This window comes from Pseudoalteromonas sp. 2CM39R, from assembly GCF_023161845.1.
Genome location: NZ_JALNTM010000009.1, coordinates 225,981 through 247,762 on the forward strand (window position 1 = coordinate 225,981; position 21,782 = coordinate 247,762).

Here is a 21,782-nt window from a genome sequence, read left to right on the forward strand (position 1 = left end):
TTCAATCCCTAACCCCGGATGAAAATACCTATGTTGATCCTTCGTGGTGCACCAGCACTTTCCGATTTTAGAGTTCAGAAAATTTTAGCGCGTTGCCAACAGGCACAACTTCCAGTCACTGACGTTTATGCTGAGTTCATGCATTTTGCTGATCTTACAGCCGAGCTTTCAGCTGATGAGCAAACCAAGCTGGAAAAACTGCTTACTTATGGTCCAACAATTGCCGAGCATACCCCTGCTGGCACGTTAATTCTTGTAACGCCGCGTCCAGGTACTATCTCGCCTTGGGCATCAAAAGCAACTGACATCGCACATAACTGTGGCTTAAGCCAAGTTCACCGTGTTGAGCGTGGTATTGCATACTACGTAGAAGGTAATTTATCAGCTGAGCAAACAGCTGAAGTTGCAGCGTTATTACATGACCGTATGACTGAAGCAACGCACGCGGATATGGCTGATGCAGCTAAATTATTCCGTCACGATGAGCCGCGTCCAATGTCATCAGTTGACATTTTAGGTGGTGGCCGTGAAGCGCTTGCTAAAGCAAACGTTGAGCAAGGTTTTGCGCTTGCAGATGACGAAATTGATTACTTGGTAGAAAACTTCCAAAAGTTAGGGCGTAACCCGAACGACATCGAATTATTCATGTTCGCGCAAGCAAACTCTGAGCATTGTCGTCACAAAATCTTTAACGCCGATTGGACAATTGATGGCATCGAACAGCCAAAATCATTGTTCAAAATGATCAAAAACACTTACGAGCAAAACCCTGAAAACGTACTATCTGCATATAAAGATAACGCAGCGGTAATGAAGGGTTCGTTAGCAGGTCGTTTCTTCCCTAATGTTGAAGGTGAGTACGCGTACCATCAAGAAAACATCGAAATCTTGATGAAAGTTGAAACTCACAACCACCCAACAGCAATTGCGCCATTCTCAGGTGCATCAACAGGTTCTGGTGGTGAGATCCGTGATGAAGGTGCAACAGGCCGCGGCTCTAAACCTAAAGCTGGTTTAGTTGGCTTCACTGTATCTAACCTACGTATTCCTGGTTACGAGCAGCCATGGGAAACAGACTTCGGTAAGCCTGGTCGTATCGTTAATGCACTTGATATTATGACTGAAGGTCCATTAGGTGGTGCGGCATTCAATAACGAATTTGGTCGTCCTAACTTACTTGGTTACTTCCGTACATACGAAGAGAAAGTATCAAGCCATAACGGTGAAGAAGTACGTGGTTACCACAAGCCAATCATGCTTGCTGGTGGTTTAGGTAACATTCGTTCTGAGCATGTTCAAAAAGGTGAAATCCCTGTAGGTGCTAAGCTAATTGCACTAGGTGGTCCGGCAATGAACATCGGCCTTGGTGGTGGTGCTGCGTCTAGTATGACATCAGGTCAATCAAACGAAGACTTAGACTTTGCATCTGTACAGCGTGAAAACCCAGAAATGGAACGTCGTTGTCAGGAAGTTATCGACAAATGTTGGCAGCTAGGTGATGCAAACCCAATTGCTTTCATCCACGATGTGGGCGCAGGTGGTCTTTCAAACGCATTCCCTGAGCTTGTAGACGACGGTGGTCGTGGTGGTAAATTCCAACTTCGTGACATTCCAAACGATGAGCCGGGTATGGCACCACACGAAATTTGGTGTAACGAATCTCAAGAGCGTTACGTATTAGCAGTTGCAGCAGAAGACTTCGCGCGCTTCGAAGCAATCTGTAAACGTGAGCGTGCAGAATATGCTGTTATTGGTGAAGCAACAGAAGAGCGTCACTTAACAGTTGAAGATAGCCACTTCGATAACAACCCAGTTGATCTTCCGCTTGATGTTTTACTTGGTAAAGCACCAAAAATGCACCGTGAAGTTGAATCGAAAAAAGCGCAATCGCAACCACTAGACGTTGCTAACATTGATGCTGCAGACGCTGCACAGCGTTTATTACGCTTACCAACGATTGCTGAGAAAACATTCTTAATCACCATTGGTGACCGTACGGTAACGGGGTTAGTTGCGCGTGACCAAATGGTAGGCCCTTGGCAGGTGCCAGTAGCAAACTGTGCGGTAACAGCCGCTGCGTTTGATACTTACCACGGTGAAGCAATGTCACTAGGTGAACGTACACCAGCTGCACTTTTAAACTACGGTGCTTCTGCTCGTTTAGCTGTGGCTGAGTCTCTAACGAACATCGCGTGTGCTAACATTGGTAGCCTTGAAAATATCAAGCTATCTGCAAACTGGATGGCTGCAGCAGGCCACCCAGGCGAAGATGCGGGTCTTTACGAAGCTGTAAAAGCGGTAGGTGAAGAGCTTTGTCCGGCACTTGGTTTAACTATCCCTGTGGGTAAAGACTCAATGTCGATGAAAACTCAATGGGATGAAAACGGTGAGCAAAAATCGGTTACTGCACCATTATCATTGATCATTACTGCCTTTGGTCGTGTTGAAGATGTTCGTAAAACCGTAACTCCGCAGCTACGTACTGATAAAGGTGAGTCATCACTATTATTAGTTGATTTAGGTGCGGGTCAAAACCGTATGGGCGCATCAAGCCTTGCACAGGTTTATAAGCAACTAGGGGATGTAACGCCTGACGTTGATAACCCTGCATTATTAAAAGGCTTCTACGAAGCAATGCAAGCGCTTGTTGCTGATAACAAGCTACTTGCTTACCATGACCGTTCAGACGGTGGTTTATTCACTACGGTTGCTGAAATGGCATTTGCTGGTCACACGGGTGTTACTGTTGACCTTGCTGGCTTAACAGGTTCAGATATCGAAGCGCTTTACAATGAAGAGCTAGGTGCGGTTATCCAAGTGGCAAACGCTGACTTAGACGCAGTTAAAGCGGTTCTTGCAGACCACGGTCTAGCAGCTATCAGCCATGAAATTGGCGCACTAAACGCTGATGACCGCGTGGTATTCACTCGTGGTGATGATGTGGTTCTTAACCACACGCGTACTGAGCTTCGTACTATTTGGGCAGAAACAACTTACCAAATGCAAGCTCGTCGCGATAACCCTGAGTGTGCTAAGCAAGAGTTTGACGCTAAGTTTGACGCAAAAGACCCTGGTCTTAATGTAAAACTAAACTTTGACTTAAACGAAGATGTTGCAGCGCCTTACATTGCAACTGGTGCGAAGCCGAAAATGGCGATTCTACGTGAGCAAGGTGTTAACTCTCACTTAGAAATGGCTGCGGCATTTAACCGTGCAGGCTTTGCCGCGGTTGACGTACACATGAGCGACATTCTTGAAGGTCGTTTAACACTTGAGCAATTTAAAGGCTTAGTGGCATGTGGTGGTTTCTCTTACGGTGACGTATTAGGTGCAGGTGAAGGCTGGGCTAAGTCAATCTTATTCAATGAGATGGCGCGTGAGCAGTTCCAAAGCTTCTTCCACCGCGAAGATACATTCAGCTTAGGTGTATGTAATGGCTGTCAAATGCTTTCAACATTGAAAGAATTGATCCCGGGCACTGAGCACTGGCCACGTTTCGTAACGAATAAGTCGGAGCGTTTTGAAGCTCGCTTTAGCCTTGTAGAAGTGCAAGAAAACCCATCGGTATTCTTTAATGGTATGGCTGGTTCTCGTATGCCTATCGCTGTTTCTCACGGTGAAGGTCATGCTGAGTTCGCAAACGGTGATGCAGTTAAAGCAGCGCTTGAATCAGGTACTGTGGCAGTGAAGTTTGTTGATAACTACGGTAACCCAACAACGCAATACCCAGCTAACCCGAATGGCTCTCCAGAAGGTATCACAGGTATTACCTCTACTGATGGCCGTGCAACGGTTATGATGCCGCACCCTGAGCGTGTATTCCGTACTGTTGCTAACTCATGGCACCCAGATGAGTGGACAGAGGATAGCCCATGGATGCGTATGTTCCGCAACGCACGTAAAAACGTTGGCTAGAACTTAATTGTGTGCCTAGCTATACAAGCTAGGTTCATACGAACCATTTAAACTAAAAAGGCTGCACTATCATGTGTGGCCTTTTTGTTTATAATGACGCTAGTTGCTAGTTGCTAGTTGCTAGTTGCTAGTTGCTAGTAAGTGTTAGTTCAAAAGCAAGGAGAGTTTTTTGAGTTTTAAGCGGGCGTGTGTTGGGTTACTTGGTATCGTGCTAAGCATGGTGCTGTTGGCGTATTTGTTCAGGCTACCACTGACATCGTGGTACTTAACGCCTATGCTCAGTAAAAATGGCGCTGAGCTTCACTGCATTGATTGGTCATTGACTCGCCAGCTTGATTTGAATATCGAGAAATTATGCTTAACCTACCAAGGGCAGCAAATTGAGTTAGCAGGCATTATTGCGAATAAGCAACAGGTTAGTGTTTCTCGAGCCAATCTTATAATTAGCAATCAGACTAATAATCAACAACCTGACACTTCACAAACTGAATTTAAAAAGCTTGCCTTGGTATTACCCGAGCAAAGACCGCTAATAAGCATTCAGCAGCTTGACGTAGTCTCACCGTTTACCAAAAGCCCTGTTAGGCTGGCGATACAAGAAAAACGCCTAAATCATTTTACGATTTCGCGGGATCTCAATGCTGACGTTGTAATATCTAATTATGAGGTCAAAGCCAACATCACGTTTGATGAGCAAGTGGCTGAGCGGTTCGTAACATTGCCAACAAACAGCCATTTTACCACTCAGTCACAGATTAAGTTTGATGGAATTACAGTTGCAGTTGAGAGCTCACTCAATGCAAGTTATCAGCATGTAGTAGAGCTATGCGAATTAGGTTTTGCCAGTGAAGGGCAATTGAGTGCTAAGTATCAATTAAATCAACAGCATTTATACGCGGATTTATCAGCTTTACAAAATCAGCTTAGCGTAAACCGAGATTGCTTAAACTCCATAGCAGATCAACAGCATCAATCATTTATTGAAGCCCAGTTACCGCTTACTTGGCAGTTACACATTGAAAAACCAGTTATTGTAGAAGATAAAAATCTATCAGCCCCAATCGTAAAGCTGCAAGCTACAGAAGGGCTAAGTGAGGTGACAGTCAGTAATACGAGCCTTTCTTTGCTTGGTCCGAACGTATCACTTAATAGCCAAGTTAGCATTGATTTTAACAGTAAAGATATTGATGAGCTAAAACTCAATGCGCATTTGCATGAAAGCAGCGTTAGCGCTGATTTTCAACTTTCAATGGAGTCATTACCTGCATTTTTAGATTTTCAGGCTGACGGTGCTCTGGTTGAGGGTATTGGGGCTAAAGGAAAGCTAGATATCGATGAGTTATTTACTAGTCCTACAGCTAAACTGAATACCAATATCAGTGCTAAAAATGCGCTAATATCGGGTGCACAGATAGCTGATTTTACCAGCGCGATTGACGCTGAGTATAATGCCCAGCAGCACCTTGTTGTTAAAGCCAATAGCAAGGTTAAATCATTAAATTATGATGATATTAGCGCAGTAAAAATAAGTAATGAGCTAACCCTTAGTACAGACCTCAGTGTGGGAGAATTATTTGCTGATATTGATGCCAAAACCACTGCCGCTAAATTATCAACACCAGAGCTTAGCTTAAATAAGTTGTCTGTCGTTACAAAGGCTCTTCAAAGCCGCGCCTTGCAGGCAACGCATCATGTATTTGCAGATGGCTTTGAAGCGCTTGTTAGTCATCATATGTCTGAGGTTGCGCACCCATTTGAACTGGTGATACCAGAGCAAGCCGTATCCAAACTTAACCCAATAATTGCTCAGTTTGAGCCGCTTGCTACCGTCACTGATGGGTTCGTTTCGGGCAATATAAAAGGAGATGTAAATCTTCAACAAGCTAAGGGCAATTTGCAGATAGATAAATTTAGTGCACTTTATAATGATTATCTAGCGAATGATTTTGCAGTGAATTTGAACGGCACGTTTAATTCAGGCCAGCTTAATATTGCAGCGACTAAATTTACACTCAATGAACTGCGCGCAGGTGCCGTGGTCAAAAATATACAAGGTCAGTTGCAGGTAACAGCTAATCAGCCTTGTGCAGCTAATCTAACTGGTCAGGTTATGGGAGGCGCATTTGTGGTAAATAAATACTGCCCACTCAGCGATAACCAAACCGCGACTGTTAAATTTGAAAATATTGATGCCAGCAAATTGGTCACCCTTGATGCTGAGTCTGGCATTAGCTTAAGCGGGCGCTTAGCAGGCACTTTACCTGTTGTTATAAGCAAACAGGGCATAGAGGTAAAGCAAGGGCAGTTAGTTAATCAGGGCGATGGTAAATTACTGATTTCCAATAACGCAGGTTTTGAAGCTGTAAAAGCGCAGCAACAAGAGCTGAGCACCACGCTGAGTTTACTTGAGAATTTAGATATTAAAAAACTACGCAGCAGTGTTAACCTCAAACCGGATGGATGGTTGCATTTAGGTGTTAATTTAGAGGGTTATAATGAAGCGCAGCAGCAAGCAGTGAACTTTAATTATAACCATGAAGAGAATGTATTTACCTTGCTTAGAGCGCTGCGTTTAAGTGATGAAATTACTCAAAAAGTTGAGAAAGAGTATGCAAAAAAAGGAAGCAATGATGGCTAAATGGTTAGTAATGCTGACGGCAGTAGGCATGCTGAGTGCCTGTACCCACCGTGTTGAGGTGGCAGCAAAAGAGCCGATTACAATCAACTTAAATGTAAAAGTTGACCATGAGATCCGCGTAAAAGTGGATAAAGAACTTGATACCTTATTCAGTGATGACAGCGAATTATTCTAAGGAGCACACATGCGTAAATTACAACTTAAAAAACTAAATGTGATCACCTTGATCAGTGCTGTATGTTTATCTTTTTCTGCTTGGGCTATCAGTCTTGATGATGCAAAGAGCCAAGGCTTAGTAGGTGAAGACAGCTCAGGCTATTTAGGTTTAGTGGTTAATAACAGCGAAGCAAAAGCAGTCGTTGACGAAATTAATGCAAAGCGTAAAGAGCAATATTTAAAACTTGCGAAAAAGAACAATCTTTCGTTAGCGCAAGTTGAAGCCCTTGCTGCGGCTAAAACTATCGAAAAAACGAAGCCGGGTCACTACATTGAAGTGAACGGTGAGTGGGTAAAAAAATAACTCACTAAATTTAATAGCTATAAAAAATGAAAAGCCAGCATTGCTGGCTTTTTATCTATTGAACGCCGGTAGGTGTTAGCGCTTATCGATGCAGTTTTGCAACAGCTGCTGCCAAAAGTCGATGCCTTTGCGTCTTGCTAGTTTAATGTTGTGCTCTGGGATAGATTCGGGTTCATCGTAGCTGTCTAACGCTTCGCTCATGCTGGCTTCACGGATCAAATGCAGTGTTGGGTAAGGTGCACGATTCGTATAGTTTGCAGCATCGCTGTCATCGCTATCAGCAAACACATAGTCAGGATGAAAGTTGGCTATTTGATACTTACCTTCATAGCCTTGCGCAGCTAAAAGCGCATTGGCTAAATCGACTAAATCTAAGAACTCTTCAAAATCCTTAAAGCCTTGCTCAAACATTAACAAAGTGGTTTCGCGCTCTGCTTGTTGGTCTAACGCGCTACATTGCTCAAGCATATCCATTACTGCATCATCAAGAGTAGTAGACTGACTGATTTGATAATGAATGCAATTGCTTTCAACTTCTTTACGGGCAAACGGGCAGAAATTGTATTTTACGATTACGCTTGATACCCATTCGCGCATTTGTATTTCTGGGCGATTCATCGCTTGCTTTGAAGTCACATTATTTCTCTATTCTATTTTACTTTTCTATCTTACTTTTCTAAGTAATGCTCAATTAAATTAACCGTTTTACTGATGGCGCCTTGATTGTTAGCAACGCATTTCGCAGCTTGTTCACCGAGCTTAATCGTCTCTTGTACATCAGTGCTCAAAGCGATAAGTGTGTCAGCAAGGTGATTTTCATTGGTAACGGTTTTACCTCCCCGAGCACTAATCAGCTCAGGATAAATATGGTCGAAGTTATAGGTATGAGGGCCTGCTAATACGCCAACAGAAAACGCTGCTGACTCTAACGGGTTATGGCCGCCTCGCTCGATTAAACTACCGCCAACATAGCTGATGTTTGCCACACCATATAAGCATTGTAACTCACCTAACGTATCAGCTAACACAACTTGTTGGTTGTTATAGTTATCTTCACTGCGACGACTAAAGCTCAAATTTGAACTTTTTAAAACTTCAGCAACTTTATCAAATTGCTCTGGGTGACGTGGAGCAATAATCAAAAGTGCGTTGGGTAACGCTTTTAACAGCTTCTCATGAGCAGTTAAAATAAGCTCGTGTTCAATAGGGTGAGTAGAGCCTGCAACCCAGATGAAGCGTTCGTTGTTATATTGGTTTTTAAGTGCTGCGACTTTATTTAATTGCTCTTCTGTAGGCGTGATATCAAATTTAATTGAGCCAAATACGCGTGCCTTTTCAGGTTTTAAGCCAAGTTCAATAAAACGTTTTGCATCATCTTTATTATGACTGGCAAGGTCGCTAATAGACTGCATGATCACCTTAGTTAAAGGCATTACCTTTTGGTAGCCTTGTTGTGATTTAGCTGAAAGCCGGGCATTTAAAACAAGTACTTTTGAGCCGGTGTTGTTGCTTTGCGCCATCAGGTTTGGCCAAAGCTCAGTTTCTAAAATACACAGTACCTTTGGCTTGATACGTTTTAAAAATCGATTGGTAGCGAAGAAAAAATCAATCGGTAAATAACTACAGCTAACCGCATCTTTAAAGTTATTTTTTATTTGCTCGCGACCCGTTGGGGTATTGCAGGTTACTAAAATAGTAAGCGCTGGATTTTCTGATTGAACGGCCTTGATAAGAGGCGTTGCTGCTAACACTTCCCCTACAGAGGCACAATGAAAAACAACATCGTGGTGCGATAAGTTAGAAAAGCCAAAGCGCTCAGCAAAATGCTCACGGTAACCCTTATTCTTTTTGCCACGTAAAACATACAGGTAAAAAATAACCAGTGGGCTTAGTAGGTATAAAAGTAAAGAGTATAAAATGCGCGCCATAATTTTTAATATATAGAGTTTTAGGGTAGTTTAACGCTAATCGAGCTGTTGCCAATAGTTAGTCTACATATAACTGTAATTATCCAGTCGATATTCATAAAAGTACGATAAACTGAACACAAAGAAATAAATCTGTGGAATAATAACATTATTACTCCTGCCAAAGTTTGTTCCAAAGAGGGATATTCATGCCTGAATTAGATTCTGTAGCAGCAAGCTACTTAGAAAGTTTGAACCGCCATCAAATGTTATTTGAAACGATGGATACATATCACCCAGAAGTGATGCAATTACTTGAAGTATGTCACAGCGCTTTGCAAGCAGGTGGTAAGGTAATTTGGTTTGGTAATGGCGGTAGTGCGGCTGATGCACAGCATTTAGCTGCTGAGTTTGTCGTACGTTACAAATTGGAGCGCGGTCCGCTGGCTTCTATCGCATTAACAACAGACACCTCAATTTTAACCGCTCACAGTAACGACTATCACTTTGATACTGTATTTGAGCGCCAAGTGCAGGCGTTATGTAAGCCTGAAGATTTGGTGATTGGCTTAACCACCTCAGGCACTAGCCCTAACATCAATCTTGCACTGGCAGCGGCAAATGAAATCGGCGCCTTTACAGTCGCATTAACAGGCCGAGATGGCGGTAAAGTAAAAGATATCGCTAAGCTACCTATTATCATTAAAAATGATGAAACAGCGCGTATCCAAGAGGCGCATATGTTCATCGGACATTGGCTATGCGAAGCCATCGATATGGTTGTAGCGGAGCAAAAGTAATGGATTTAGCGTTACTAAAAAACCTTTCAAAGGCACGTATTTTGGTCGTTGGTGATGTCATGCTAGATAGATATTGGCATGGCGATTCAGGACGTATTTCGCCTGAAGCCCCGGTACCTGTTGTTAAAGTCAGTAAATTTGAAGACAAAGCTGGTGGTGCAGCAAACGTAGCAAAAAATATTGCCCGTTTAGATGGTAAAGTGGGCCTACTAGGTTTAGTTGGTGAAGATGAAAGTGGGCAAACCCTCGAAACAATTTTAAGTTCAGAGAAAATTGATTCGCAATTAGTGAGTGTTTGCGATTTACCGACTATTTCTAAAATGCGAGTAATCAGCCGTCATCAGCAAGTTGTTCGATTAGACCTTGAAGAGAGCTTTACTGAGCAACACAGCCAATTGTTATTAAACCGTTTAGAGCTGGTTTTAGATGACTACGATTTTGTGTTGTTTTCTGACTACAACAAAGGCTCTCTGAGCTTAATTCAACAAATGATTCAGGTTGCAAAGAAAGCAGGTAAAACGGTACTTATTGATCCTAAATCATCTGATTTAAGCTTATATCGTGGTGCTGATTACATAACCCCTAACTTAAACGAGTTTAAGCTTGCTGGTGGTTTGACGGACTCTGAGCAAAACTTGACTGACAGCGCTCGTAAGCTAATCACTGAAGCAGGCATCGCTGCTATGTTGTTAACTCGCTCAGAGCAGGGTATGTCGTTAATCAGCCAAGAAGAAAAACATGATTTTGCAGCCCAGCAGCTAGAAGTTAGCGATGTTACTGGCGCAGGCGATACCGTAATCGCGACGCTTGCAGTGATGCTTGGTGCGGGTATGGAAGCAAAAGATGCGGTCGAAATTGCCAACCTTGCTGCCGGAATTGCGGTGAGTAAACTGGGTGCCGCAACCGTATCGCCAGAAGAGCTAAGCCGTAAGCTTGGCCAATATTTGCAGCAAACTGGCGAGCATTACCAAACGCCGTTTGAAGATGTGCTTCAGCATATTGAATTTGCTAAACAAAATGGTGAAAAAATAGTGTTCACTAATGGCTGTTTTGACATTCTTCATGCAGGCCATGTACGCTACCTTGCTCAGGCTAAAGCGCGTGGCGATAGACTTGTTGTTGGCTTAAATAATGATGAATCAATCACTCGCTTGAAAGGTCCAGAAAGACCGATTAATCCGCTGGATGAACGTGCCATGGTATTAAGTGCGCTAGCGTCAGTTGATTGGGTTATTCCATTTGGCAGCATTGAAGAAAATGACACGCCAGCTAAGCTTATTGAGCAAATTAGCCCTGATGTACTAGTAAAAGGCGGCGATTACACCGTTGACCAAATTGCCGGTGCCGATCATGTATTACGCCATGGCGGCAAAGTTGAAGTACTTGAGTTTCTTAATGGTTGCTCAACATCAAACGTAATTAGCAAAATCAAAAGTTAATAAAAAAGCCAACATTTGTTGGCTTTTTTGATTCTAAAAGTTCATCTCATATTTCATAAATGCGGAGGTTTCAGTGTCTGATTCCCCCATTGATTTATTTTTGGCAGCCAGGGCACCGAAAGAGATTCTTCCTTGTAATGCTAACATTCTGTAGCGCAGTTCTAGTTGTGTGCTATCAATGGCATTTTTAGTGATTGTATGCCCTAAATCTGGGTTGCTAGGGTATCTATCAACGTTATCTTTGTTGTAATCAACCTGACGCAGTTTAACCTGCCAATCGTTGCCATTTCTATGTTGCCCAAGCACTGTGAATACGAGGGATTCTGTGTCGTTATCAAATGTAGAACCAATCGTTCTTCCTTGGTAGCGATAACCAGAATTATATTTACCATGCTCGTAATAGCAGTTATAGGAGATCACAGCACCAGGCACAGATTCATCACCAGAGCATGAAACTACAGTATCAATGTATTCAATGTTTACTTTGATATTTTGCTCTGCAAATGGAATTGTTGTCTCTACACCCGCCAAATACGCTCTGTCTGCGGGCTTAAAATAGCTACTAGCATCTTCGCCAATCGTACTTACATAAATAGCGTACGGGTACGAATAGAGAGTATCTGACCAGCGTAAATCAATACCTGCCAGTTGGTTGCCTAATTTTGACTTCTCAGCTTCAGTACAGTCTTGCGACCCATCAGGACAAGTACTCTTACCTGAAACCATATCAAAAAATTCTGAGATAGATTGTGGTTCACCATCCCCGCCCCATTGTGCAGACCAGCTTAGAGCAACTTCAAGTTGCTGAATTGGCCTAAAGTTCACTCGGCTACTCCAAAGTAGCGCATCAGGGACTGCTCGGGTAGATTCAAGCTTAGCCATTTGAGTTGTTAAGCTCCAAGGACCAATCCAACTCAACCAAGCTGATTCAAAAGCGGTGGCTTTTTCACGACTAATGCTGAAAGCTTGTAAAGGTTTACTATTCGCTGTGAGAATTAGACTGTTGTCAACACCTGGTCCCCAGAATTGTTCAACTGCACCTGCACGAAAGACCCAATTGCCAATTTTATAGGCAAGGTAACTATGGTCAAAAGTAATATCATCACAATCATTAAGAGCTTGATGATCTTCAGCTATGTCTGATTGTTCCATGCCCTCTAGATAGCATTTTCGACCATCAGAACGATAATTAACTGCTAGTTTACCAGCTAAGCTTTCACCTAAATAACTATAAGCGACGGTCGCTTCTGATTTTTGTGTGTTGGTGGCGCCAAAACTCGTGGCTGGTAATGTATCTGTTGATAGAAAAACTTCAGTATGGAAATTGTGCTGCTCGGTATTTTCGGCTTTATATCTGTGTTGTACACGAAGCAAAGCATCTTGAACAAAACTAGGTAATTGCTCTAGTGTGGTGTCATTTAATTCATCAATAAAGCTATTCCACATTAGCGGGTATGTAGTTACAGGTGCTTTAATCACTCCTGTATCCGCTAATAATTGAATGTCGGCTCGTAAGCCATAGTCGTCTGGTTTAACCCAAGGTTCAGCAGCTAGAGGTAGACTAAATGCGCTAGCAAGAGCGAATAATAAAAGTGTTTTTTTAGGCAATGCTTAATTCTCGGTTTGTTTTTTGGGACTTGAAGTCTACCAACCCTACATGATGATTGCAGTAAATAATTCACAACGAGCAATTCGTCTAGGTATCGTAAAAGGAACTCAATTTGATGTATAATCTGGCAAATTTTATAATTTAAAGTGTAATGGAAAAAAAACGCCTTTTATTTATCCCCGTGTCATCATCTGAAGGAATAGGTGAATACATGCGTTCGTTATCATTTGCTCATTATTTAAATGAGTGTTTTCCCGATCGTTTAGACATCCACTTTTTATTAAATAAATATACAAATTACGCTTTTGATTGCCCATTTGATACAACACTCATAGAGCAATCAGCGACAAAAGAAACGCGTAAGGTTAATCAATTAATTGAAACATTTAAGCCTAACTTGGTTGTTTTTGATTGTGCCGGTAGAGCAGCCCAAATGAAAACAGCAAAGCGTGCAGGGGCTAAAGTGGTGTTTATTTCACAGCATAATAAAAAAAGAGCGAAAGGCTTAAAGCTAAATCGTTTAAATTTAATAGATAAACATTGGGTTGCGCAACCTGATTATTGTATTGAAAAAATAAGCTTCAGTGAGCGATTAAAGCTTAAGCTCTTTCCTTTGTCACCTCCGGTAAATGTGGGTCCTTTTTTCTCGCAGTCATCAAGTACTGACACGTATCAATTGTTAGCTCAATTTAACCTTACTAATGAAGGTTATTTTTTAGTAAATGCAGGATCAGGTGGGCACGGTGAAAAAACACAGCTATTTGCTGATATTTTTTATCAAGCAGCCAAGAAAATAGCTGCTGAAACAGGCTTGAAAGGTATCGTTGTTTTTGGTTCTAACTACCCAAACGATCTACCTAAAGATGATACCCTGATCATCTTAAAAAGTTTACATGCAAGTAAATTTGTTGGTGTATTAGCACATGCTAATTTTGCAGTGTTATCAGCGGGGGACAGTTTATTACAAGCTATTTCACTCAAAGTCCCCACTGTTGCTGCAGCAATTTCCAAGGACCAACCGAAACGTTTGCAAAACTGTGTGGACAGTAACTTAACTTTAGCCGCAGACCCAACGTTAGACAGTTTAAGTGACGCTGTTACACGATTACTGGAACCAGCAACTTATCAAGCAACTAAAAACGTTTTGGCGAAAATAAAACCGCATAATGCCAAGAAAGAAATGCTGCAAGGCGTGTCTGAGTTATTGTTTGGGATTTGTAAATGAAGGTTGCCATAGTTATTGATTCTTTGGTTGGCGGTGGGGCTGAGAAAGTGATGCTGACGCTGGCTGGCGAGCTTCTGGCTCAACAACATGAAGTTGTCATTCTTAGTTTAGCGAACTCGATTGAATATACCTTACCATCACAGCTGCATGTTGAATGTTTGTTTGACCATAAGGCAAAAAAAGTTGATAGATTCTGGCAACTAAAGAAAAGCGTACAACATATCGAAAACTGGTTTGCACAATACCAATCTAAAAACGGGGAATTTGATCTCGTTCTATCAAATTTAGATCGTAGTAATAATTTGCTAATTTGCAGTACTATTAAACATGTTTTCTATGTCATTCATAACTCAATTACGGCTGAGTTAAATAGACAAAAGAAACTTGGACCATTTGCTTATCATTATTTACTGAAGAGTAAAAAGCGCTTGTCAGGGCAAAATTTAATTTGTGTTTCTGAAGGTATTGAAAGTGAAATTAAACAGCAAAAGCTGATTACTCCCCACAGTATCACAACAATTTTTAACCCGTTCAATATTCAAAGCATAGTCAAAAAAGCGAGTGAAGCTGAGTTAGGATTGCCAAGTGAGCCTTATATTATTCACGTTGGTCGTTTAGCAAAACAAAAAAGACATGATGTTTTATTTTCAGCATTTGCTAATTTAAATACATCCCATAAGCTTGTTTTATTATGTAATAAAGTTAATAAAGCCGCCAAACTTGGTCGCCAGCATGGTATTGAAGATAGGCTTATTTTGCCAGGCTTTCAGCAAAACCCATATGCTTGGATTAAAGGCGCTGATGCTTTGGTACTGAGTTCAGATTATGAAGGATTACCCACTGTTCTCATTGAGGCGCTCATACTGGGTACGCCAGTTGTAAGCACCGATTGTACTCATGGACCAAAAGAAATCTTAACGGGTAGTTTAGCCAAGTATTTAGTTCCTACAAGTAACCCTGGGGCTTTAACTCAAGCTATTGAGTCTGTGTTAAACGATAAGCCAGAGGTTGTTGATGCAGAAATACTATCAAAAATACCATCAACAAAAGTTGCTGAAAGTTATTTAGCATTGGCCCAAAATCGATAATTAGTTCAGCAATGCTTGGTAGTCACACACCAGTGACTGCCAATCACTTTGCTGCCAATGCATCACTTCGTTACGGCCTTGCTCTTTTGCAAACGAGCGGGCAAGGCGCTTAATGTTCTCTGTTTGCCAGCTAGCATGTGGCTGTTTGATTTCACCGCGGTCAAAGTCGATGATAAACACCTTACCTGTGTCATCGAACAGTATGTTATTGATGTTTAAATCTGCGTGATAGACGCCATGATTGTGAAACTCGCTGAGAGTCACTGCTATCGCTTTTAGCTCAGACTGGTTAAGTGGGCGAGTGATTAAAATATCTAACACACTTTTTGCGCCTGTTACTGCCTCGGTGATGATATCGCCGCGATAGATTAAACCGCGGGTGGTCACTTTTGCTGCAATGGGTGTAGGCACATTTAGGCCAAGCTCAATTAAGCGCATCATCAGTGTAAACTCTTTATAGACACGAGTTTGCTTTAAACCAAAATATAAGTACTGATCGCTCAGCAACTTACCGATTAAACCACCACGCCAATAGTGGCGAAGAACGCCTGTAAGCTGTTGATGTTTAAAAAACCACGCTGTTGCGCGACCTTTTTTTGCACCAACGATTTTATCTTGTTGTTGCCAATAATTGGCATCGAACCACTGTTGCGTGAGCTCATCTTTATAAGCTGGGTGACACAAAAGGGTGGTGTTCTGCAGATGCTGAGTTTCAAACATAACAACTTCAAGATTAAATAAAATTAGCGCTATCTTACCGTATTTTTAGCTTTTCGCATAAGTGCTTGCATTAGCATCAAGTTAATTTAAGATCGCATATTATTTGCTGTAGCTAAGGGCGCACGTGACTCAATCAACCTCCTATTCAGATATTTGTATTTTAAGGCTTTCGGCTATTGGTGATGTATGTCATGCCGTATCAGCAGTGCAAGCAATTCAAAAGGCACATCCGAAGGCAAAAATTACTTGGGTGATTGGTAAAGTTGAGGCCATGTTACTGGCTGATTTACCTGGCGTTGAGTTTGTTGTGTTCGATAAAAAGCAGGGCAAACAGGCTTATCAGCAACTAAAAGATACGTTCAAGGGGCGTAAATTTGATGTGCTATTACATATGCAAGTAGCACTAAGAGCGAATCTAGCAGCCCGTTGTATTCCGGCAAAAGTCAAAGTGGGGTTTGATTGGTCGCGCTCAAAAGAGTTACATAGCTTGTTTATTAATAAGCGTATTGCCCCGCAATCAGAGGCGCATGTATTAGAAGGCTTTAAAGGTTTTGCTCAAGCAATAGGGACCCCTGATTACAAACCTCAATGGCAAATGCCGGTTACCGAGCAGCACCAACAAGCAGCCGATGCGCTATTAGGCGATGAGCGTTTAGCCGGGCGTATTTTTGTTATCTCGCCTGCGGCAAGTAAAAAAGAGCGTAATTGGTTACCTGAGCGTTATGCTGCACTTGCTGAATATGCTCATCAACAAGGCTTTTCGGTGGTTATTACTGGTGGTCCAACCCCTTTAGAAATTGAACTTGCTGAGCAAATTATCGCGCAGAGTTCGGCACCTGTGCTTAACTTAGTAGGGAAAACTCAGCTAAAAGAGTTGTTATGTGTTTTGAAACGTGCGGCGTTAGTGTTAGCTCCTGATACTGGGCCTGCGCACATGGCTGTAACGGTAGGAACACCTGTTATTGGTTTGTATGCCCACTCAAACCCAAAACGCACAGGGCCTTATTTATACCAAGATTATGTTGTTGAGGTTTATCACCAAAATTTACGTGAGCAAACAGGCAAAACAGCGCAAGAGCTACCTTGGGGAACACGCGTTAAAGGGGCTGATTTAATGGCGCAAATAAGTGTTGAAAAGGTGATTTCGATGTTTGACCACGTGGTAGATAAAGAGCAATTGTAATGAGCAAAGTTTTATTTTTAGACCGTGATGGTGTGGTCAATATTGATCATGGCTATGTATACAAACCAGAAGAGTTTGAATTTGTACCCGGTGTATTTGAGGCGTGCAAAGCCTTTACTGATGCGGGCTATAAAATTGTGGTGGTAACTAACCAGTCAGGTATTGGCCGTGGTTATTATTCAGAGCAAGATTTTTACAACCTCACTGAGTGGATGAAGGGCGAATTTTTACGCCATGGCGTTACTATTCTTGATGTCTATTTTTGTCCGCATCATCCAAGCAAAGCAGAACCTGCCTATTTGCAAGAATGTAATTGTCGCAAGCCTGCCCCAGGTATGCTTTTACAAGCCATTGATGAGCATCAAATCGATCCATCTCAAAGCATTATGGTTGGTGATAAGCTTGGCGACCTGATTGCCGCTGAAAGAGCTAATATCGCTACCCGTGTTTTAGTCCGCTCAGGGCAAAGTTATGCCGAGTCAACAGAGCAACACGCCGATGTAGTCTGTGAGTCTTTAGCTGAGTTACCTGCTTTAATTTTACAGTCTTAGCAGGTAAGACCAGTTTTATTTCGCAAGCCTTAAGGTCTGCGACGAACTGCAAACAGTGCAATTGTTCGGCTAAGCTTTTACAATAGGCGCAAAATTTAATGTCATGCTAATCATTTCTGGTTAGATACAAGAATATGTGGAGATTACAGATGAGAGCATCTGCGTTTTTTAATCAGTTGCAGCAGCAAATTGATGAAGTGAAAGCTGAAGGCTTATACAAAAGCGAGCGTGTTATCACGTCACAGCAACAGGCTCAAATTGAAGTTGCCTCAGGTGATAAGGTCATTAACTTTTGTGCTAATAACTACCTTGGCTTAGCAAATAGCCCAGAGTTAATTAAAGCAGCTCAACAAGGCCTTGATGATCATGGTTTTGGTGTTGCGTCTGTACGCTTTATTTGTGGTACTCAAGATATTCATAAAACTTTAGAGCAAAAGATCTCTGAGTTCTTAGAAACCGAAGACACTATTCTTTACTCATCATGTTTTGATGCCAACGCAGGTTTATTCGAAACAATCTTAGGCCCAGATGATGCAATCATCTCTGACGCGCTAAACCACGCTTCGATCATTGACGGTGTGCGTCTTTGTAAAGCAAAGCGTTTCCGCTATGCAAATAACGACATGAGCGACCTTGAAAAGCAACTTATTGCTGCTGATGAAGCGGGTGCTAAAACTAAGTTAATCGCCACTGACGGTGTTTTCTCAATGGACGGTGTAATTTGTAATCTAGAAGCGGTTTGTGATCTAGCTGATAAATATGATGCATTAGTGATGGTAGATGACTCTCACGCGGTTGGTTTTGTTGGTGAAAATGGTAAAGGTACGCCAGAGTACTGCGGTGTACTTGATCGTGTTGATATCATCACAGGTACCCTTGGTAAAGCACTTGGTGGTGCATCAGGTGGTTACACTTCAGGTAAAAAAGAAATTGTTGAGTGGTTACGCCAACGCTCTCGTCCATACCTTTTCTCAAACTCACTTGCACCATCAATTGTTACTGCATCAATTAAAGTACTTGAGATGCTAAGCAATGGCGGCGAATTACGCGCTAAGCTTTGGGATAACGCAAAGTACTTCCGTGAACAAATGGAAGCAGCAGGATTTACCTGTGCAGGCAAAGACCACGCTATTATCCCTGTTATGTTAGGCGATGCTAAAATTGCCTCAGCCATGGCTGACAAATTACTTGCTGAAGGTATTTACGTAACAGGTTTCTCATTCCCTGTAGTACCAAAAGGCCAAGCACGTATTCGTACGCAAATTTCTGCGGCGCATACAAAAGAGCAATTAGATACCGCTATTGCTGCCTTTACCCGTATTGGTAAAGAAATGGGCGTTATCTAATTTTATTTCCTAAACCGAAGCTTTTGCTTCGGTTTTGTTTAATTGAGTGTAAATCATGAAAGCATTATCTAAATTAAAAGCAGAACCAGGGATCTGGATGACTGATGCGCCAAAACCTGAAGTTGGCCATAACGATCTGCTTATTAAAATCCGCAAAACAGCAATTTGTGGAACAGATGTCCATATTTATAAATGGGATGAGTGGGCACAAAATACAATTCCTACGCCAATGGTTGTTGGTCATGAATATGTAGGTGAAGTGGTTGATATGGGTCAGGAAGTACGTGGTTTCCAAGTGGGTGACCGTGTTTCTGGCGAAGGTCATATTACCTGTGGTCACTGTCGTAACTGTCGCGCTGGTCGTGTGCATTTATGTCGTAATACAACAGGCGTAGGTGTTAACCGCGAAGGTGCATTTGCTGAATACCTTGTGATCCCAGCTTTCAACGCATTTAAAATTCCAGATAACATTCCTGATGAACTAGCATCAATCTTTGACCCATTCGGTAATGCAGTACACACAGCGTTGTCGTTTGACTTAGTCGGTGAAGACGTATTAATCACAGGTGCTGGCCCTATTGGTATCATGGCTGCTGCTGTTGCTAAGCATGTTGGTGCACGTCATGTGGTTATCACTGATGTGAACGAATACCGCTTAGATTTAGCACGCAAAATGGGCGCGACTCGTGCTGTAAACGTAGCAACTGAAAAGCTTGAAGATGTAATGAAAGAGCTTGGCATGACCGAAGGCTTTGATATTGGTCTTGAAATGTCTGGTGTGCCAGTTGCATTTAACAGCATGCTAAACAACATGAATCACGGTGGTAAAATTGCCATGTTAGGTATTCCACCTTCAGATATGGCGGTTGATTGGAACCAGGTTATTTTCAAAGGTCTAATCATTAAAGGGATTTATGGCCGTGAAATGTTTGAAACTTGGTACAAGATGGCGAGTCTAATTCAGTCAGGCCTTGATCTGAAACCAATTATCACTCACCAGTTCTCCGTGGATGACTTCCAAGCAGGCTTTGATACAATGATTTCAGGCCAATCAGGTAAAGTAATCCTCAACTGGGATTAACACCGAGTAATTTGATAAGGCGGCTTTGGCCGCCTTTTTAGTTTAGAGAGTACTATGTCGTATAAACATATTTCAGTGAGCGAAACATTTGCGCTGTTAGATAAAGAAGAGGTTGTGATTGCTGATATTCGCGATCCTAACTCATTTCAAACTGGGCATATCCCAGGCGCTGAGCATTTATCAAATGCTAATATCAGCGAATTTATGATGCATAAAGAGTTTGATCAGCCAATCATCATCGTTTGCTATCATGGTGTGAGTTCTCAAGGTGCTGCGAGCTATTTAGTAGAGCAGGGGTTTGAAGACGTATACAGCATGGATGGTGGCTTTACAGCTTGGCAAACACAACTTCCGGAGCACATTGAACGATGATTGAGTTGGGTAGCATAAATAATCCTCGTGCCGCACAAGGCTTTATAGATTACATAAAAAGTAAGGGCTTACATGGAGAGCTGCGCTCGCAAGATGGACAAACTGTGATTATTTGTGTTGCTCCAGAGCACTTTCATCAAGCTCAACCTCTTTGGCAAGAGTTTGCAGCTAACCCTCATGACGAAAAATACCAACAAGCTTCATGGCAGGTAGGCAGTACACAATCGCCTCTGTCATATCAAGGGCAATCCCTTAATTTAAAAGCCCGCTTTAAGGCATTAAGCTGGCTAAACCGTACGGTTACTTTAGTCTCGATAGCTATATTTATTGCCTTCTTATTAGGTGGTTTTGAAACTATTTACAGTTTGTTGCAGTTCAACCCTGCACAGCCACTAACTTGGTTTACACCTGCCATTGTGCATTTTAGCGCTATTCATCTTATTTTTAATTTGATCTGGTGGATGACGCTGGGTAACGATATAGAAAAACGCAGTGGCAAATTAACCTTAGTGGGTTTATTTTTAGTGACGGCATTCATTAGTAACTGGGCACAGTTTTTAGTAGTTGGGCCTAACTTTGGTGGTCTAAGCGGCGTTGTGTATGGTTTACTGGGTTTTTGTTGGATCTACAGCGTAATGAGGCCAACAGAGCCGCCACTAGTGAGTAATAGCATTGTTGGTTTTATGCTGGTTTGGCTTATTCTGGGCTTTGTAGATATGTTGCCTGTGAGTATGGCGAACTGGGCGCATTTAGTGGGGTTACTAGCTGGTATGGCTTATGCTGCATCAGATAAGCTGTTATCGCGTAAATAATCGCGTAAATAAAAATGGCGGCTAATGCCGCCATCTTACAATTAATGATATAAATACTTAGTAAATAACACTTCTCGGACAATCTCTTGTCCTGTTTCTTGTTTTAGTAGTGCTTTTAGCTTTTCGGTGCAGCGCTTTCTGATTTCTTCGCGACCGGTAAGCGATTTAATGTTTTCTTCAGGCTCTTTTGAGAGTATTTCAACAATCGCATCACGCAATAGTGGAGTGTGATGTTCTACGATTGCGATATCAGATAGATCATTGAGCATGAGATCCACCGTTATACGAACATAGCCAAGCTTTTTATTACCTTGACCTATGTAGTTTGTGATGATGTCAGGCTCAAAACCAAAGTAGCCAACATTTGATTCAGCGCGTACAGACCAACTTGTTGCAGTAACAAGTAGCATGCTTATCAAGTAAATTGATAACAATGATTTTTTCATAGTTAAGAATATTCCACCCTTTCAATGATTTTTAGTCTATACCCAAATTCACTTAAGATACAGGCTGTTCTGCGTTTTTTAACCCTGCTTGAGATTAAATCATGACTTTTTCGAAACGTGCAGCAGTGAT

At 42.0% G+C, this 21,782-nt stretch carries 19 protein-coding genes; 14 read left to right on the forward strand and 5 right to left on the reverse strand.

Annotation, left to right across the window (positions count from 1 at the left end; translation table 11 throughout):
• Positions 1 to 30: 30 nt before the first annotated feature.
• The 4 genes from purL to MTF66_RS20730 all read left to right on the forward strand — a co-directional run bounded on the left by purL (position 31) and on the right by MTF66_RS20730 (position 7,073).
• Positions 31 to 3,915 carry a phosphoribosylformylglycinamidine synthase gene (purL, locus tag MTF66_RS20715; protein WP_248528400.1) on the forward strand — a complete coding sequence of 1,295 codons (3,885 nt, stop codon included), beginning with the start codon at positions 31 to 33 and terminating at the stop codon, positions 3,913 to 3,915.
• Positions 3,916 to 4,084: 169 nt separating this feature from the next.
• Positions 4,085 to 6,553, forward strand: a complete 2,469-nt coding sequence (locus MTF66_RS20720; RefSeq protein WP_248528402.1) for a YdbH domain-containing protein — start codon at positions 4,085 to 4,087, stop codon at positions 6,551 to 6,553.
• Entirely contained in the window at positions 6,546 to 6,728 is a 183-nt protein-coding gene (locus MTF66_RS20725) for a YnbE family lipoprotein (protein ID WP_054551055.1), read from the forward strand. Before MTF66_RS20720 ends, MTF66_RS20725 begins: the two co-directional genes overlap by 8 nt.
• 9 nt (positions 6,729 to 6,737) lie before the next feature.
• Entirely contained in the window at positions 6,738 to 7,073 is a 336-nt protein-coding gene (locus MTF66_RS20730) for a YdbL family protein (protein ID WP_054551056.1), read from the forward strand.
• A gap of 75 nt (positions 7,074 to 7,148) precedes the next feature.
• On the opposite strand, the gene MTF66_RS20735 is transcribed toward MTF66_RS20730, so the two are convergent.
• Positions 7,149 to 7,691 (reverse strand): DUF1415 domain-containing protein, encoded by a 543-nt coding sequence (locus MTF66_RS20735; protein WP_063529699.1) that lies wholly within the window; start codon positions 7,689 to 7,691, stop codon positions 7,149 to 7,151.
• A gap of 50 nt (positions 7,692 to 7,741) precedes the next feature.
• Positions 7,742 to 9,001: a lipid IV(A) 3-deoxy-D-manno-octulosonic acid transferase gene (gene waaA / locus MTF66_RS20740; RefSeq protein WP_248528405.1), complete on the reverse strand. Its 1,260-nt coding sequence runs from the start codon at positions 8,999 to 9,001 to the stop codon at positions 7,742 to 7,744.
• 188 nt (positions 9,002 to 9,189) lie between these two features.
• On the opposite strand from waaA, the gene MTF66_RS20745 reads away from it, so the two are divergent.
• Complete coding sequence (locus MTF66_RS20745) at positions 9,190 to 9,780, forward strand: SIS domain-containing protein (RefSeq protein WP_058585836.1); 591 nt, start codon at positions 9,190 to 9,192, stop codon at positions 9,778 to 9,780.
• Positions 9,780 to 11,219, forward strand: a complete 1,440-nt coding sequence (gene hldE, locus MTF66_RS20750; RefSeq protein WP_248528408.1) for a bifunctional D-glycero-beta-D-manno-heptose-7-phosphate kinase/D-glycero-beta-D-manno-heptose 1-phosphate adenylyltransferase HldE — start codon at positions 9,780 to 9,782, stop codon at positions 11,217 to 11,219. The genes MTF66_RS20745 and hldE overlap by 1 nt, the downstream gene beginning before the upstream one ends.
• Before the next feature lie 33 nt (positions 11,220 to 11,252).
• Here hldE and MTF66_RS20755 read toward each other — a convergent pair whose 3' ends face one another.
• Entirely contained in the window at positions 11,253 to 12,827 is a 1,575-nt protein-coding gene (locus tag MTF66_RS20755; protein WP_248528412.1) for a capsule assembly Wzi family protein, read from the reverse strand.
• A gap of 212 nt (positions 12,828 to 13,039) precedes the next feature.
• On the opposite strand from MTF66_RS20755, the gene MTF66_RS20760 reads away from it, so the two are divergent.
• On the forward strand, positions 13,040 to 14,053 hold the full coding sequence (locus MTF66_RS20760; protein ID WP_248528414.1) for a glycosyltransferase family 1 protein: 1,014 nt from the start codon (positions 13,040 to 13,042) through the stop codon (positions 14,051 to 14,053).
• Positions 14,050 to 15,141 (forward strand): glycosyltransferase, encoded by a 1,092-nt coding sequence (locus tag MTF66_RS20765; RefSeq protein WP_248528416.1) that lies wholly within the window; start codon positions 14,050 to 14,052, stop codon positions 15,139 to 15,141. The genes MTF66_RS20760 and MTF66_RS20765 overlap by 4 nt, the downstream gene beginning before the upstream one ends.
• Here MTF66_RS20765 and MTF66_RS20770 read toward each other — a convergent pair whose 3' ends face one another.
• Positions 15,142 to 15,861: a 3-deoxy-D-manno-octulosonic acid kinase gene (locus MTF66_RS20770; RefSeq protein WP_248528418.1), complete on the reverse strand. Its 720-nt coding sequence runs from the start codon at positions 15,859 to 15,861 to the stop codon at positions 15,142 to 15,144.
• A gap of 124 nt (positions 15,862 to 15,985) precedes the next feature.
• Here MTF66_RS20770 and MTF66_RS20775 point away from each other — a divergent pair, with 124 nt between their 5' ends.
• From MTF66_RS20775 to glpG, 6 genes are all read left to right on the forward strand, one after another.
• Positions 15,986 to 17,044 carry a glycosyltransferase family 9 protein gene (locus MTF66_RS20775; RefSeq protein ID WP_248528420.1) on the forward strand — a complete coding sequence of 353 codons (1,059 nt, stop codon included), beginning with the start codon at positions 15,986 to 15,988 and terminating at the stop codon, positions 17,042 to 17,044.
• Positions 17,044 to 17,595, forward strand: a complete 552-nt coding sequence (gmhB, locus tag MTF66_RS20780; protein ID WP_248528423.1) for a D-glycero-beta-D-manno-heptose 1,7-bisphosphate 7-phosphatase — start codon at positions 17,044 to 17,046, stop codon at positions 17,593 to 17,595. Before MTF66_RS20775 ends, gmhB begins: the two co-directional genes overlap by 1 nt.
• A 149-nt stretch (positions 17,596 to 17,744) precedes the next feature.
• Positions 17,745 to 18,941, forward strand: coding sequence for a glycine C-acetyltransferase (locus tag MTF66_RS20785; RefSeq protein ID WP_058585828.1), 1,197 nt, complete (start codon positions 17,745 to 17,747; stop codon positions 18,939 to 18,941).
• 55 nt (positions 18,942 to 18,996) lie between these two features.
• Positions 18,997 to 20,022, forward strand: a complete 1,026-nt coding sequence (gene tdh, locus MTF66_RS20790; RefSeq protein ID WP_054551064.1) for an L-threonine 3-dehydrogenase — start codon at positions 18,997 to 18,999, stop codon at positions 20,020 to 20,022.
• 54 nt (positions 20,023 to 20,076) lie between these two features.
• A complete protein-coding gene (glpE, locus tag MTF66_RS20795) occupies positions 20,077 to 20,394 on the forward strand; it encodes a thiosulfate sulfurtransferase GlpE (RefSeq protein ID WP_054560963.1) in 318 nt (105 codons plus the stop codon).
• Positions 20,391 to 21,206 carry a rhomboid family intramembrane serine protease GlpG gene (glpG, locus tag MTF66_RS20800; RefSeq protein ID WP_248528426.1) on the forward strand — a complete coding sequence of 272 codons (816 nt, stop codon included), beginning with the start codon at positions 20,391 to 20,393 and terminating at the stop codon, positions 21,204 to 21,206. The genes glpE and glpG overlap by 4 nt, the downstream gene beginning before the upstream one ends.
• A 41-nt stretch (positions 21,207 to 21,247) precedes the next feature.
• Here the strand turns inward: glpG and MTF66_RS20805 are convergent, their stop codons facing one another.
• Positions 21,248 to 21,616 carry a flagellar basal body-associated protein FliL gene (locus MTF66_RS20805; RefSeq protein WP_371351978.1) on the reverse strand — a complete coding sequence of 123 codons (369 nt, stop codon included), beginning with the start codon at positions 21,614 to 21,616 and terminating at the stop codon, positions 21,248 to 21,250.
• Positions 21,617 to 21,782 lie beyond the last annotated feature (166 nt).

What these genes read in the sequence shown, in the direction of transcription:
- purL (WP_248528400.1), top strand. Translation starts at nt 31, where the DNA reads ATGTTGATCCTTCGTGGTGCACCAGCACTTTCCGATTTTAGAGTTCAG.
- MTF66_RS20725 (WP_054551055.1), top strand. Translation starts at nt 6,546, where the DNA reads ATGGCTAAATGGTTAGTAATGCTGACGGCAGTAGGCATGCTGAGTGCC.
- MTF66_RS20730 (WP_054551056.1), top strand. Translation starts at nt 6,738, where the DNA reads ATGCGTAAATTACAACTTAAAAAACTAAATGTGATCACCTTGATCAGT.
- MTF66_RS20735 (WP_063529699.1), bottom strand. Translation starts at nt 7,691, where the DNA reads ATGAATCGCCCAGAAATACAAATGCGCGAATGGGTATCAAGCGTAATC.
- waaA (WP_248528405.1), bottom strand. Translation starts at nt 9,001, where the DNA reads ATGGCGCGCATTTTATACTCTTTACTTTTATACCTACTAAGCCCACTG.
- MTF66_RS20745 (WP_058585836.1), top strand. Translation starts at nt 9,190, where the DNA reads ATGCCTGAATTAGATTCTGTAGCAGCAAGCTACTTAGAAAGTTTGAAC.
- hldE (WP_248528408.1), top strand. Translation starts at nt 9,780, where the DNA reads ATGGATTTAGCGTTACTAAAAAACCTTTCAAAGGCACGTATTTTGGTC.
- MTF66_RS20760 (WP_248528414.1), top strand. Translation starts at nt 13,040, where the DNA reads ATGCGTTCGTTATCATTTGCTCATTATTTAAATGAGTGTTTTCCCGAT.
- MTF66_RS20765 (WP_248528416.1), top strand. Translation starts at nt 14,050, where the DNA reads ATGAAGGTTGCCATAGTTATTGATTCTTTGGTTGGCGGTGGGGCTGAG.
- MTF66_RS20770 (WP_248528418.1), bottom strand. Translation starts at nt 15,861, where the DNA reads ATGTTTGAAACTCAGCATCTGCAGAACACCACCCTTTTGTGTCACCCA.
- gmhB (WP_248528423.1), top strand. Translation starts at nt 17,044, where the DNA reads ATGAGCAAAGTTTTATTTTTAGACCGTGATGGTGTGGTCAATATTGAT.
- MTF66_RS20785 (WP_058585828.1), top strand. Translation starts at nt 17,745, where the DNA reads ATGAGAGCATCTGCGTTTTTTAATCAGTTGCAGCAGCAAATTGATGAA.
- tdh (WP_054551064.1), top strand. Translation starts at nt 18,997, where the DNA reads ATGAAAGCATTATCTAAATTAAAAGCAGAACCAGGGATCTGGATGACT.
- glpE (WP_054560963.1), top strand. Translation starts at nt 20,077, where the DNA reads ATGTCGTATAAACATATTTCAGTGAGCGAAACATTTGCGCTGTTAGAT.
- glpG (WP_248528426.1), top strand. Translation starts at nt 20,391, where the DNA reads ATGATTGAGTTGGGTAGCATAAATAATCCTCGTGCCGCACAAGGCTTT.
- MTF66_RS20805 (WP_371351978.1), bottom strand. Translation starts at nt 21,616, where the DNA reads ATGCTACTTGTTACTGCAACAAGTTGGTCTGTACGCGCTGAATCAAAT.